Here is a 15,008-nt window from a genome sequence, read left to right as displayed (position 1 = left end):
TTAAAGCAGCACTTTGCGCATGTCGGCCAAAACGCCAGCAAGCTCGGTGGTAAATCGGGCTGCCATTGCACCATCAATAACCCGGTGGTCGTAGCTCAGGCTCAAAGGCAACATCAAACGCGGCTCAAATTCTTTGCCGTTCCACACTGGTTTCATGGCTGACTTGGACAAGCCCAAAATTGCCACTTCGGGTGCGTTAATAATCGGCGTGAAATAGGTTCCGCCAACTCCACCCAGTGAAGACACCGTGAAGGTAGCGCCTTGCATATCAGCACCCTTCAATTTGCCATCACGCGCTTGTGCAGACAATTCGCCCAATTCGTTGGCAATTTGCGAGAAGCCCTTTTGGTCCACGCCTTTAATGACGGGCACCATCAGACCGTTCGGTGTGTCTGCTGCAAAACCAATGTTCCAGTACTTCTTCACAATCAGCTTGTCGCCTGCTTCGCTTAACGATGCATTGAAAGCGGGGTACTTCTTCAGCACTGCTACGCAGGCTTTCATCACGAAGGCCAGCATGGTCAGCTTCACGCCCTGCTTGGCAAGCGCTGCATTGGTGTCTTTGCGGAACTGCTCAAGGTCGGTGATGTCGGCTTCGTCGAACTGCGTAACATGAGGAATCATGACCCAGTTGCGGTGCAAGTTGGGGCCCGACAATTTCTTGATTCGGGAAAGATCTTGTTCTTCAATTTCACCGAATTTGGTGAAATCAACTTTGGGCCATGGTAACAAATCAAGGCCAACACCACTGCCACCCTTGGCTGCACCTGCTGAGGAAGAACCCACGCCGGCAACGGCTGCTTTCACAAAGTTGCGTACATCGTCGGGGGTAATGCGGCCTTTCGGGCCAGAGCCTTGCACAGTCGCTAAATTCACACCCAATTCGCGCGCGAACTTGCGAACCGAGGGGCTGGCATGCGGTGCATTCACCGATGCGGCTGTTGGATCGTGTGGCTCAGTAGGTGAAGTGGGTGCGGCGCTAGCAGCAACCGGTGCAGCCGCAGCTTTAGGAGCCTCCTTGGGGGCTTCAGGCTTGGGGGCTTCCTTCGGTACTTCGCCTTTGGCCTCAGCAGCCGGTGCGGCTGGCGAAGCAGCGTCACCTGCTTCCGGTTCTAGAATCAGCATCAAGGTGCCTTGGGCAACCTTGTCGCCTACCTTCAGCTTCATTTCTTTCACAACACCGGCCTGTGGGCAGGGAATTTCCATGCTGGCTTTGTCAGATTCAACGGTGATGATGGATTGCTCCGCCTTTACCGTGTCGCCTGCTTTCACCAGCACTTCAATAATTTCCACCCCGTCAAAATCGCCAATGTCGGGTACTTTGATTTCGATTGTCATTTCTCGAGTCCTTTATGCGTAGGCTGGGTTGGGCTTATTGGGATTAATACCGTATTTCTTGATTGCTTCACCCACGGTGCTTAGTGGAATGTCGCCCTGATCGGCCAAAGCCTTCAGTGCAGCAACGGTTACGAAATGACGGTTCACCTCAAAGTGCTCACGCAACTTGGAACGGAAATCGGAACGACCAAAACCATCGGTACCCAATACTTTGTATTCACGACCCTTGGGCATGAATGGGCGAATTTGATCAGCAAACAACTTCATGTAGTCAGTTGAAGCCACAATCGGTCCTTCGGTTTTTGCCAGCATGGTTTCCACATAGCTTGGCTTGGACTTCTGCTCGGGGTGCAGCATGTTGTCACGCTCAACATCCAGACCTTCGCGACGCAACTCTGTGAAACTGGTGACCGACCACACATCGGCTGCAACGCCCCAGTCTTTCTCAAGCAACTCCGCTGCTTCCAGTGATTCGCGCAAAATAGTGCCGGAACCCAGCAATTGCACGCGCTTCTTGCCAGCCTTTTTCAAGGTCGATTCGCGGCAAACGTACATGCCCTTGATGATGCCTTCCTCTGTGCCTTTCTTCAGACCAGGCTGGGCATAATTTTCGTTCATGACGGTGAGGTAATAGAACACGTTTTCCTGGTCTTCGACCATGCGCTTCAAACCGTGCTGAATGATCACAGCCAGTTCATGGGCAAAGGTGGGGTCGTAGCTGACGCAATTTGGAATGGTCGAGGACAGAATGTGACTATGACCATCTTCATGCTGCAAACCTTCGCCGTTTAGCGTTGTACGGCCAGCGGTGCCACCCAACAGGAAGCCACGCGCCTGCATGTCGCCAGCAGCCCAGGCCAAATCGCCCACACGCTGGAAGCCAAACATCGAGTAGTAAATGTAGAAGGGAATCATCACGCGGTTGTTCGTGGAATACGAGGTGGCCGCTGCAATCCATGAACTGAACGCACCGGCTTCGTTAATACCCTCTTCCAGAATCTGGCCGGCTTTGTCTTCGCGGTAGTACATCACCTGGTCACGATCAACAGGTTCATACAATTGGCCTTGCGAGGAGTAAATACCCAACTGGCGGAACATGCCTTCCATACCGAAGGTACGGGCTTCATCCGGCACGATTGGCACGATGCGCTGACCCAGTTCTTTGTCTCGAACCAAGGCCGTTAAAACTCGCACGAAGGCTTGGGTTGTGGAAATTTCGCGACCTTCCTTGGTGGGTTCAAGTACCGCTTCGAATGCATCCAGCCCTGGCACTTTCAGCTTTTCATCGGCCTCGCGGCGGCGCTTGGGCAAGTAACCACCCAAGGCCTGACGGCGTTCATGCAGGTATTTGATTTCCGGTGCGTCGTCGGCGGGCTTGAAGAAAGGCACGTCGTCGATGATGTCGTCTGACACTGGAATGTTGAAACGATCGCGGAATTCCTTGATCGACTGAATATCCAGTTTCTTTTGCTGGTGGGTGGTGTTTTTACCCTGACCCACTTTGCCCATGCCGAAACCTTTCACGGTTTTGGCCAAAATCACTGTGGGCTGACCTTCATGCTTCATGGCTGCATCGTAAGCAGCATGCACCTTATGGGGATCGTGGCCACCACGGTTCAAGCGCCAGATGTCTTCATCCGTCATGCGGGCAACCATTTCCAGCAACTTGGGGTGTTTACCAAAGAAGTTCTTGCGCACGTAGGCGCCGTCATTGGCTTTACAGTTCTGATATTCACCGTCGACCATTTCCAGCATGACTTTGCGCATCAGGCCATCTTTGTCGCGGGCCAACAATTCATCCCAGTAGCCGCCCCAAATTACCTTCAAGACATTCCAGCCGGAACCACGGAATTCGCCTTCCAGTTCCTGAATGATTTTACCGTTGCCGCGCACCGGGCCGTCCAGGCGCTGCAGGTTACAGTTCACCACAAACACCAGGTTGTCGAGCTTCTCGCGTGCGGCCATGCCGATTGCGCCCAGTGATTCAGGTTCGTCCATTTCACCGTCGCCACAGAACACCCACACTTTACGCTTGGACGTGTCGCAGATGCCCCGCGCGTGCAAATACTTTAAAAAGCGGGCTTGATAAATTCCCATCAAAGGACCAAGACCCATGGACACAGTCGGGAATTGCCAGAAATCAGGCATCAACTTGGGGTGCGGGTAACTGGAAAGGCCCTTGCCATCGACCTCCTGACGGAAATTGTCCAATTGTTCTTCAGTCAATCGGCCTTCCAGAAAAGCACGGGCATAAATACCTGGAGACACATGGCCCTGAAGGTAAAGTAAGTCGCCGCCGTGGTTTTCATCTTCAGCATGCCAAAAGTGATTGAAACCAACACCCAGCATTGTGGCCAGCGATGCGAAAGAAGCAATGTGACCACCCAGGTCACCGCCATCGGGCGGGCTTTTCTTGTTGGCTCGCACCACCATGGCCATGGCATTCCAGCGCATCCATGAACGAAGACGCTCTTCATATTCCATATTGCCCGGGCAGCGGGTTTCTAGGTGAACGGGAATGGTATTGACGTATTCAGTGTTGGCCGAAAACGGAATAAACGCGCCACTCAGGCGCGCTTTTGAAATCAGTTGTTCGAGCAAGTAATGCGCGCGCTCAGGGCCTTCACGCTCTAGCACGGCCTCCAAGGCATCTAGCCATTCTTGGGTTTCTTGGAAATCGGGATCGTTTGATCCGGGGAAATCGAGTTGCGCTGACATTGCTTCCTCCTGGGGGTCTCTTGGTTCTTTTGCAGAACTGACAGCTTTTGACTGTAATTCCTGTAGATATTAGAGTATCACACCTAATCCAGAAAGTTTCAAATTGTGATTTATGTTTTCACATTATGGGATTTATAAGGATTTTCCCGAATCCCCTCCAATCCATTTCACCCAGCCTATCGCATGTTTTGTACACTTCAAGCATCTTCCGGTTTTCGAGACTTAACCAACAGTGCGCCTCAGCGATCAACCCCGTACAAGCCCCCTGGTGTGGGCCACCCCGCTGGTGGGCATCATCCTTTTTCTGTTGGCCATGGGTGCGTTTTTCTATACCCTGCATTCGGAAGATCAAAACCAAACCCAACTTCGCGTAATCCGGGATGTGGAACTGGCGCGTCAAACCATTCGCACCCGCCTGTTGACGTCACAAGAAAGACTTAACCAAATAGCACGGGCTGTTGAGCAAAACAGCGCAGATTTCGATGGCTTCAAGTCGCCAGCACAAGCCCTGCTAAATGAATTCCAGGAAATCAGTAGCGTGATGGTGATCGACAATGAACGCAGGGTTACCAAGCTGGCCCTGCCTGCACTGCGGTCTTCGGAGGTGTTGCACCCGCTTTACCAAACCATTGAAGACGCTGAAAGTTACTGGGCTTTTAACACGGCAAAAGAAACCCGGTTGGCAGTATTTTCGCGTCCATTTTTAGGGCCATCGGGCAAGGTGTTTATTGAAGTTCACAGCCCGGTTTTTGATAAAACCGAGTTTCAGGGCACTGTAGCAGCCACCATTCCCATGGCATCGCTGTTAAATGACGCCGTGCCGGATTCCTTTGTGCAGCTTTATCTTGTAAGTATTGTGGATGGTGGCGGCAACCCTGTGGCTTCGAATGTAAGTCGATCGATCGACAACGCCAAACTAAGTCACGAAGTACCCCTGGACCCCCCGGGACATGGCTTGAAGCTGCGTGCGGTGCTCTACAAAACAAACACCGAGCTGTTTTCAAACATGCTGGCCTGGACCGTATTTGGCCTTTCGCTGGTGATTGTATGGAGCTTCATTTTGCTGTTTCGGCATGCCAAGCTGCGTAGCCAGGCCGAAAAGCGCCTGCTGGCGGAAACCAAGTTTCGCCGCGCCATGGAAGACTCTGTGATTACCGGCATGCGCGCGATCGATATGCATGGACGCATAACCTATGTGAACCCCGCATTTTGTAAAATGACCGGCTTCAAGGAATCGGAATTGGTGGGTATGGTACCGCCCTTTCCGTATTGGCCTGACAGATCTTATGAAGCGCAACAAACCAATCTGGACTTGATTTTATCCGGCAATGCGCCACAAAAAGGCATTGAAGTACAAGTGCGCAGGCGCGATGGCAGTGTTTTTGATGCGCGCATGTCTGTGTCGCCACTTGTTGATAGCGATGGACAGCAAAGCGGCTGGATGACCTCGATGACCGACATTACAGAGCCACGCCGAATTCGTGACGAATTGGCTGCAGCCCACAGGCGATTTGTTCGCATTCTGGAGGAACTGGATGCCGCAGTGTGCGTTCAAGGTCCCGAGGCAGGCACCGACGAGTACATTTTCGTTAACCGACTTCACCGCGAATGGTTTGGCAAGGCGACGCCACCCCGCATGTCGAAGAATCGCAGAAACAGAACCAATTTGTATGAGCCTTTTGAGTGGCTGAACCCTGTTTCTCAGCGCTGGTACGAGGTTCGCCGCCGTTCTATTTCTTGGGTAGACGGCGCGACGGTGGTTATGCAGGTGGCCACCGACATTTCGTCACGCAAGGAAGCCGAGGACATGTCGCGCCAGCAACAGGAAAAACTGCAATTTACATCGCGCCTGATTACCCTGGGTGAACTGGCCTCTTCCTTGGCCCATGAAATCAACCAGCCGCTTGCCGCTATTTCCAACTACAACATGGGCAGCGTAACGCGGTTGAAAGCAGGCAAGGTGAGCCCGGAAGAATTGTTGCCTGTGCTGGAAAAGGTCAACGTGCAGGCCCAAAGGGCTGGCGATGTAATTCGCCGTATTCGGGAATTTGTAAAGCAACAGGAGCCCAAGCGCAGCCCTTGCCCGATTGGCAAGATTATTGAAGATGCCATCAGCTTTTCCCGGCTGGAAGCCAAACACCAGTCTGCCCGGATTGAAATGGACCTGCCTGACGCATTGATGTCAGTGGTGGCCGACCCGGTGCTCATTGAACAGGTTTTGATGAATTTAATCAAAAACGGGCTTGAAGCGATGGGGCACCTGCCCCCCGATCAGAAAAAGGTGGAAATTCGCGTGGGCCAATCAGCCCAGTTTGCCCTGGTTGAGGTTAGAGACCATGGTGTTGGTGTGCCAGAGGAAATCCGCCAGCGTCTGTTCGAGTCGTTTTTCACCACCAAATCAGATGGAATGGGCATGGGCCTGAACATCTGTCGTACTATTATTGAGTATCATCAAGGCCAATTGTGGGTAGAACCCGCGCAAAGTCAAGGCAGCGTATTCAAGTTCACATTGCCATTGGCTGAAGATGCTGTGCTTGCGCACATGAACCCACCTGTTATGGAATAAAACCAATGCTTCACACACAGCCACGACCCACTGAAATGCACGAAACCGTATTTATTGTGGACGACGATGAAGCCGTGCGCGACTCGCTGCAATGGTTAATTGAAACCGAGGGTTATCAGGTCAAAACCTTCGAAGACCCTGAACTTTTTCTTGAACAACTGCAGTGGCCACAGCCCTGTGTGCTGCTTCTTGACATTCGCATGCCCAAACTTTCAGGTCTGGAAGTCCAAAAAACCCTGAACGAACGCGGTATTCCAATACCAATTGTGTTTATTACTGGCCACGGCGACGTAACCCTTGCGGTGGAAACCATGAAGAATGGTGCAGTAGATTTTCTTGAAAAGCCTTTCAACGAGGTCAAAATCAAAGAATTGATACATCAGCACATGCGCTTGGCACATGACCTGGCGCAAGCGTACAAGCTTGATGAGCAAATCAACAAACTGTATTCCAAGTTGACCACCCGGGAATTGCAAGTGCTGGAACGCATTGTGTCGGGTCGTTTGAACAAGCAAATTGCAGACGACCTGAACATCAGCATTAAAACAGTTGAGGCGCACCGGGCAAACATCATGGACAAGCTACAGGTAACCACCGTGGCCGATTTGTTAAAGATTGCTTTGCGCAAGTCGCCTGAACTGGCCCAACCCTGAACCCATCAAAAAAAGACCTTCTTCGTGACAAAACAGAAGGTTTTTTTCATTTGAACTATTTCATTTCTTAGAACTCACTCAACCATGTCTGCACAAATCATTAGCGGCACTGAACTGGCCGCCTCAATTCGTGAAACCATTGCCACCCGAGCGGCAGAGCTGACTACGCTTGGCCACAAGCCAGGTTTGGCTGTAGTGCTGGTGGGCGACGACCCGGCTTCTCGGGTTTATGTGCGCAACAAGGTATCCGCCTGTGAAAAGGCGGGATTTAAGTCAGTGATGTATGAAATGCCTGAAAACACGAGCCAGGATGCCTTGGTGGGCTTGGTTCAGCAGTTGAACGCCGACCCGAGCATCCACGGTATTTTGGTGCAATTGCCTTTGCCCAAGCACCTGGATTCGCATGTCGTGATTGAAACAATTAGCGCTGCGAAAGATGTAGATGGCTTTCACATAAGCAATGCAGGACTGCTGATGACTGGCAAGCCACTTTTTCGCCCGTGTACACCCTACGGTGTCATGAAAATGCTGGAATTGACAGGGATCGAACTGCGTGGCGCCGAGGCCGTGGTGATTGGCGCCAGCAACATTGTAGGCAAGCCACAAGCCATGCTGCTTTTGCAGCAAGGTGCCACTGTAACCCTGTGCAACAGCAAAACAAAAGACCTGAAATCGCATTGCCAGCGTGCGGACATACTTGTAGTGGCTGTGGGTCGCCCCAATATGATTACGGGTGACATGATTAAACCCGGCGCAGTGGTGATTGATGTGGGCATTAACCGCGTGGACGGAAAACTGTGTGGGGATGTGGATTTCGATTCAGCCAAGGAAGTGGCCGGCTGGATAACGCCAGTGCCCGGTGGCGTTGGCCCAATGACTATTACCATGCTGTTGCAAAATACAATTGAAGCTGTTGAACGTAGCCTGTAAGCGCAGCATTTAAGAAACTTTTTAGCAGGACCCAAGAACCATGAGCATGACGATGAAAGTGAACAATCCCCTACTCGACTTTTCTGGACTGCCCCGTTTTTCGGACATTAAAACCGAGCATGTGGAACCAGCGATTGATACGCTGCTGGCCGCTGCAAGAAAACAGCTGGAAGTTACTGCCAGCACAGCGCCTGCACATGCAACCTGGGAAGAAACCCTGTTGCCTTTGGATGTGGCCTGCGAGCAGTTGAGCCGCGCCTGGGGTGTAGTTGGGCACTTGCATTCCGTGGCCGATACCGAAGAACTGCGCGCCGCTTACAACGCTTGTCTGCCTAAAACCACTGAGTTCTGGACCATGGTGGGGCAAGACGAACGCCTTTACGCCATATACAAAGCCATTGAACAAAGCGAAGTGGCCAAAGGTTTTACAGCCGCACGCCTGAAGGTGCTGGCCAATTCAATTCGTGGTTTCAAACTGGGCGGAGCGGAACTGCCTGCTGACAAAAAGCCCCGCTACGCTGAAATTCAAGATCGCCAAGCCGCTATTACCGCCAAGTTTTCCGAAAACGTACTGGATGCCACCAATGCCTTTGAATTGATCGTAACCGACAAGGCTGACCTGGCAGGTATTCCTGAATATGCAGTAAACGCTGCCGAGGAACTTGCCAAATCAGAGGGCAAAGAAGGCTACAAATTTACGCTGCAATTCCCCTCGTATTTTCCAGTACTTCAATATGCCGAAAAGCGCGAGTTGCGTGAAGCCCTGTACGAGGCCTATGCAAAGCGTGCTTCAGAATTTGGCCCCGCAGAATTGGACAACACGGCCCTGATTCGTGAACTGCTGCAACTGCGCTTAGAAGAGGCGCAAATGCTGGGTTACAACAATTTCGGCGAGCTAAGCCTTGTGCCCAAAATGGCTGACACACCCGATGAAGTGGCCAGCTTTCTGCGCGAACTGGCAGCCAAAGCAAAACCCTTTGCTGAACGCGACCTGGAAGAATTGAAAGGATTCGCAAAAGCCGAATTGGGCATGGATGAACTGCAAAGCTGGGACATTAGCTATGCCTCTGAAAAACTGAAAGAAAAAAAATACGCTTTCAGTGACCTGGAGGTGCGCCAGTACTTTCAGGAAGACCGCGTACTGGATGGCCTGTTTAAGCTCACCGAAAAACTCTTCAGTGTGAACATTGTGAAAGCCCAGGCTGAAACCTGGCATGCCGATGTGCGCTTTTTTGAAGTACAAAAAGAAGGCAAGGCCATCGCGCATTTTTACCTTGACCCCTACGCGCGGGCCAGCAAACGTTCTGGCGCATGGATGGACGATGCCCGGGGCCGCAAGCGCACCGAACAAGGCGTGCAAACACCCGTGGCCTACCTAACCTGCAACTACACCAAACCCGCTGCGGGCAAGGCTGCGCAGTTGTCGCATGACGATGTACAAACCCTGTTCCATGAATTCGGGCACGGCATTCACCACATGCTGACCAAAGTTGACGAACTGGACGTGGCTGGTATCAATGGCGTGGAATGGGATGCGGTTGAGCTACCCTCGCAATTCATGGAAAACTTTGCCTGGGAATGGAGCGTGGTTGAATCATTAACTGCACACGAAACCACAGGCGAGCCCATGCCAAAAGCGCTGTTCGACAAAATGGTGGCGGCCAAGAATTTCCAGAGTGGTTTGCAGGCGCTGCGCCAAATCGAATTTTCTTTGTTCGACATGTTGGTCCACACTGAATTCGACCCGCACAGCAACGCCAATATTCTTGACTTGCTGGCCACGGTTCGCGAGGAGGTTTCGGTGCTGGTTCCCCCAGCCTACAACCGCTTCCCGAATTCATTCAGCCATATTTTTGCAGGTGGTTATGCCGCTGGTTATTACAGCTACAAATGGGCTGAAGTGTTGTCTGCCGACGCATTTGCCATGTTTGAAGAAAATGGCGTGGTCAGCCCTGAAACAGGCAAAAAGTTTTTGGAAGAAATTTTGTCGGTTGGCGGCAGTCGCCCAGCCGCCGAATCATTCAAAGCCTTCCGTGGTCGTGAACCCAATATTGACGCCCTGCTTCGCCACACTGGCATGGTCGACAACCGACAAGCCGCGTAAGGGACAACACAGTGGCAACTATTCAACTGGCGAGCTGGAATGTGAATTCGCTGAAGGTGCGCCTGCCGCACCTGCTGCAGTGGCTTGAAACCAACCCGGTCGATTTGCTGGGCTTGCAAGAACTCAAATTGACCGACGAAAACTTTCCGCTGACCGAGCTGGAAGCCGCAGGTTATGGTGCCGTGTTTGCCGGGCAGAAAACCTACAACGGAGTGGCGATTTTGTACAAGAAAGCCACCATGCCTGAACCTGTCGATGTGCTGGTGAATTTGCCCAGTTTCCCAGATGAGCAAAAGCGTGTAATCGCGGCAACTTTTGGCGACTTGCGTTTTATTAGCGCTTATGTGGTGAATGGTTCTGAAGTGGGTTCAGAAAAATTCGAGTACAAAAAGGCCTGGCTCGATGGGCTTTTGAAAGATTGCGAAGGCTGGCTGGCCCAGTACCCCAAACTGGCACTGGTGGGCGACTACAACATTGCCCCAGACGATCGGGATGTGCACGACCCCAAAGCCTGGGCTGGGCAAGTGTTGTGTTCAGATGAAGAACGAGGCCGGTTCAACACCCTTCTCGGCTTGGGCCTGGTCGACAGCTTCAGGCTGTTTGAACAAGCCGAAAAAACTTATTCCTGGTGGGATTACCGCATGCTGGGCTTCCAGAAAAACAAAGGTCTGCGAATTGACCATGTTTTGCTGTCCAAACCCCTGGCCGAAAAATGCACAGCAAGTGTGATTGACCGAGCGCCCCGAAAATGGGAAAAACCTTCCGATCACGCGCCTGCAATCGCCACTTTGTCCATTTGAACTCTCAACATACCCCCTACCAGTTTGGGGGTACCAGTTTTCAGTAAGGCATTCGCTTTAAGTTGCTAAAGCAGGCGATTTACCCCTCTTATTGGGCGATTAGCCGAGTTACCCCGGTGCGATTATCTAGCTTGTTCTTCAACCCATCAATCGCATCGAACCATGAATCTAAAAACCTTGCCCTTGTCCAAGCAGATCAGCCTAACCAGTGCTGCCTTGGTGGCTTTGATTGTTTTAACTCTGGTGGGCGCAACAGCATGGTTCACCTTCAATGCGGCAACCCAGCGCACAGAACGCGCGGTGACAACCCAGGCCGAAGGTTTGAAACAAACCATGGACATTGCTTACAAACTGTCTGAAAGTTCTGTCACGCAACTGGCCGATTTGTTTGAACTGCAATTCAAGGGTGAACTTGCTGTAGACCCTACCCAGATGATCTCCATTACCCCGGAAGTTGAAGGCCCCATGGTGACCTTGGACTCCAACTTCATTACCGGCAATTTCGGCGTGGTAGACAACTTTTCACAGATGACCGGCGGGATCGCTACGGTGTTTGTACGCACGGGTGAGGACTACCTTCGCATTTCCACCAGCCTGAAAAAGGAAAACGGCGACCGCGCTGTGGGTACGAAACTTGACCGTAGCCACCCCAGTTACGCCAAGGTAATCAAAGGCGAAACGTACGTTGGAGAAGCGCTGTTGTTCGGCAAACGCTACATGTCGAAGTACCTTCCAATTAAAAGTACCGATGGCAAAACAGATTTGATTCTGTTCATTGGTTTTGACATGACCAACCTGTTTGCCGACCTGCAAAATGCGGTGCTGGGCACAAGAATTGGTGAAACCGGCGTGCCTTATGTGCTGTACACAACGGGCAGCAACGCTGGAAAGGTGATGATGCATTCGGAGTTAAAGGGCGACGACTTCAAAGAACTGGCCGCTACACAGGCCGATTTGCAAGCATTGCTGGCCACTATCACCGAAAAAGATTCTGGCATGGAGCAAATCAGCTGGACGGACCCCAAAACGGGTGCCAAGCGCGGCGAATTTGTTGCGTTCAGCAAAGTGCCTCAGTGGGGTGGTGCAACAGTGATTGCCCCTGCCTTAAAGTCTGAAATGTTCAGCACGATTTACTCCATGACGATTTTAATGATCGTAATGGGTTTGGTCGCCACAGTGATCATTGCGATGGCCCTTTTCCTGGTGACCAGCCGACTGACAGGCTCAACCAAGGGTTTGACCGCCTTGGCACTGAAATTGGGCAATGGCGACATGACCGCACGCGCCGCTGACGAGGTAACCAACGGCAGTGTGAACACCAAGAACGAAATCAGCCTGCTGGCACGTAGCATGAATCGCATGGCCGAAAGCATGGAACAGGCCTTGGGTGCCGTGAAACGCAGCACAGACCAGGTTCAATCTGCTTCGGAAGACCTGGTTCAAACAAGTGAGGAACTCAGCAAAGGCGCAGCTTCGGGTAGCGACGCAGCTTCGGGTATGGCCGCAGCTGTTGAAGAAATGTCCTCCTCAATTTCCAGCGTTGGCGAATCTGCCACGGAAGCCAAAGACGTCAGCAACAAGGCCCGCCAATTGGCAGACGATGGCTTGGGCGCAATCAATTCTGCGACTCAGCAAATGCACAAGATTTCAGAAAATGTGCAAGGCACAGCCGACGTGATTCAACAGCTTGGTGCACAGTCTCGTGAAATTTCCGCGATCGCTTTGATTATCAAAGGCATTGCCGAACAAACCAACCTGTTGGCCTTGAACGCAGCCATTGAAGCAGCACGAGCGGGTGAACAAGGCCGAGGTTTCTCGGTGGTTGCTGATGAAGTTCGCAAACTGGCCGAGCGCACACGCAAGTCCACCGACGATATTCACGGCATGATTGAAGCGATTCAAAACAGTTCGGGCGTTGCTGTGAACAACATGGACATGGCTGTTGAAAGCGTGAAAAAAGGCGTGGAGCTGGTGGATCGTGCCGGGCAAGCCATGAACCAGATAACAACCGATTCATCCGCTGTGGCTCATTCAGTTGAAAACATTCACGCGGCTCTGCTGGAACAGAACCAGGCTTCGGAAAGCATTGGCCACCAGGTTGAAGTGGTTGCCCAGCTGTCGGAAGGCAACCTGGACATGGCGCGCCGTGCTTCTAACGCAGTTTCTGGATTGAAAGGTGTTGCCACTGACTTGTCGAATATCCTGAAGAAGTTTCAGGTTAAAAACATGTAATTCAGCTCGGCTGCATAAAAAAACCTCTGCATGCAGAGGTTTTTTTTCGCACTGATTTCAGCCAACTTCATGCAAATCAATCCAGATCTTTCACATCAATGTTCAAGTCCTGAATTTTTCGAGTAATTGTGTTGCGTCCTATTCCCAGCCGCTGGGCCGCCTCAATTCGCTTGCCATGGGTGGCTTTCAAGGCCGCCTGAATCATGGTGGTTTCAAATTGGGCGGTTAGTGCATCCATTACATCAGGCATGCCGCTTTCAAGCGCTTTCTCTGCTTCCAGAAAAAGCAATTCGAGCCAACTGGCACTGCCTGCCTGAAGTGGCAAAGCAGCCAGCGAATCACTCGGTACATCGAACGGATACTTGCCTGCTGACATGCCAGAAGACGAAGGCCCCGTTCCAACCACCGCAACACCAACGGCACTGGGAACAGGCGCATTGCTTTCAGAAAGCCACAAATTCGGGCTCGGTGAATTGCCTGCCATTTTTTCAAGCGCAGGTGCACCACCCGATTGAAAAGCCTTGAGTTCTGGCGGCAAATCGCGTGCTTCAACCAGTTGCGCGGGGGCCATCACAGTAATCCAGCGGCATACGTTTTCAAGTTGGCGAACATTGCCGGGAAACGGAAATTCGCAAATAATTCGCACAGCAGAATCTGACAAACGCTTGGTTTCAGTGCCCAACTCGCGAGCCGACACACTCAGGAAATGCTTGGCCAGAATTGGAATGTCTTCCTGCCGCTCACGCAGTGGTGGCAAGCGCAGGCGAATCACATTCAAACGGTGATACAAATCTTCGCGGAACATGCCCTGCTTTACGCGTTCGTCCAAATTCTGGTGGGTAGCGGCAATTACCCGCACGTTTGCCTTGATGGGTTGTTGCCCACCCACACGGTAAAAATGTCCATCCGAAAGCACGCGCAACAAACGGGTTTGCAGTTCTGCCGGCATGTCACCAATTTCATCCAGAAACAATGTGCCACCTTCGGCTTGCTCGAACCGGCCTTGCCGCTGGGTTTGCGCCCCTGTGAATGAACCCCGTTCGTGTCCAAACAACTCCGATTCAAGTAGGTCTTTTGGAATGGCGGCTGTGTTCAGCGCAATAAAAGGTTTGTTCGCACGCGGGCTGTGTCGGTGCAAAGCTCGCGCAACCAATTCTTTGCCTGCGCCACTTTCGCCGGTAATCAACACCGTTACATTCGACTGTGAAAGCCGGCCAATGGCACGAAACACTTCCTGCATGGCAGGAGCCTGGCCTAGAATTTCGGGGGCCGATGTATCAGCCTCTTCAACAAATTCCTCGGTTTGAGATTCGCGCACCGCACGCAATATCAATTCGACCGCTTTTTCAATGTCAAAAGGCTTGGGCAGGTATTCAAAGGCACCACCTTGAAAGGCAGACACTGCGCTGTCCAGGTCGGAATACGCCGTCATGATAATAACCGGCAAATCTGGCTGCATTTCACGCACTTTGGAAAGCAGCGTCAGCCCGCTTTGCCCCGGCATGCGTATGTCGGAAACCAGCACCTGGGGCACTTCAGTTTCCAGTCGTTCTAATACTTCGGCAGCTGACGAAAAAATTTCGCAAGGAATACCTTCGCGGGAAATTGCTTTTTGCAAAACCCAACGAATAGAGTGGTCATCATCAACAACCCAAATTGGACGCATT

The 15,008-nt window shown here is 52.0% G+C and carries 9 protein-coding genes; 6 read left to right on the top strand and 3 right to left on the bottom strand.

Features of this window, described 5'->3' with window-relative positions:
• Entirely contained in the window at positions 1–1,338 is a 1,338-nt protein-coding gene (aceF, locus tag NSP04_RS08640) for a dihydrolipoyllysine-residue acetyltransferase (RefSeq protein ID WP_257511934.1), read from the bottom strand.
• 12 nt (positions 1,339–1,350) lie between these two features.
• The gene (gene aceE / locus NSP04_RS08635) at positions 1,351–4,056 is read right to left on the bottom strand and encodes a pyruvate dehydrogenase (acetyl-transferring), homodimeric type (RefSeq protein WP_257511933.1); all 2,706 of its coding nucleotides are present in this window, start codon (positions 4,054–4,056) and stop codon (positions 1,351–1,353) included.
• A 232-nt stretch (positions 4,057–4,288) separates the two neighbouring features.
• Between aceE and NSP04_RS08630 the strand changes: the two genes are divergently transcribed.
• From NSP04_RS08630 to NSP04_RS08605, 6 genes are all read left to right on the top strand, one after another.
• Positions 4,289–6,622, top strand: a complete 2,334-nt coding sequence (locus NSP04_RS08630) for a PAS domain-containing sensor histidine kinase (protein ID WP_257511932.1) — start codon at positions 4,289–4,291, stop codon at positions 6,620–6,622.
• A 5-nt stretch (positions 6,623–6,627) separates the two neighbouring features.
• Positions 6,628–7,275 carry a response regulator transcription factor gene (locus tag NSP04_RS08625; protein WP_306815303.1) on the top strand — a complete coding sequence of 216 codons (648 nt, stop codon included), beginning with the start codon at positions 6,628–6,630 and terminating at the stop codon, positions 7,273–7,275.
• An 84-nt stretch (positions 7,276–7,359) separates the two neighbouring features.
• Entirely contained in the window at positions 7,360–8,205 is an 846-nt protein-coding gene (gene folD, locus NSP04_RS08620; RefSeq protein ID WP_257511931.1) for a bifunctional methylenetetrahydrofolate dehydrogenase/methenyltetrahydrofolate cyclohydrolase FolD, read from the top strand.
• 40 nt (positions 8,206–8,245) lie between these two features.
• On the top strand, positions 8,246–10,309 hold the full coding sequence (locus NSP04_RS08615) for a M3 family metallopeptidase (RefSeq protein ID WP_257511930.1): 2,064 nt from the start codon (positions 8,246–8,248) through the stop codon (positions 10,307–10,309).
• Between the two features lie 20 nt (positions 10,310–10,329).
• Complete coding sequence (gene xth / locus NSP04_RS08610) at positions 10,330–11,109, top strand: exodeoxyribonuclease III (RefSeq protein WP_257512273.1); 780 nt, start codon at positions 10,330–10,332, stop codon at positions 11,107–11,109.
• 162 nt (positions 11,110–11,271) lie between these two features.
• Entirely contained in the window at positions 11,272–13,341 is a 2,070-nt protein-coding gene (locus NSP04_RS08605; RefSeq protein ID WP_257511929.1) for a methyl-accepting chemotaxis protein, read from the top strand.
• Between the two features lie 76 nt (positions 13,342–13,417).
• Here the strand turns inward: NSP04_RS08605 and ntrC are convergent, their stop codons facing one another.
• Positions 13,418–15,007 (bottom strand): nitrogen regulation protein NR(I), encoded by a 1,590-nt coding sequence (gene ntrC / locus NSP04_RS08600; RefSeq protein WP_257511928.1) that lies wholly within the window; start codon positions 15,005–15,007, stop codon positions 13,418–13,420.
• Position 15,008 lies beyond the last annotated feature (1 nt).

The sequence above is a fragment of the Limnobacter parvus genome, from assembly GCF_024623725.1.
Taxonomy (GTDB): Bacteria; Pseudomonadota; Gammaproteobacteria; order Burkholderiales; family Burkholderiaceae_B; genus Limnobacter; species Limnobacter parvus.
Note: the sequence above shows the minus strand (reverse complement) of the source record. Positions and strands in the feature narration are given on the sequence as shown.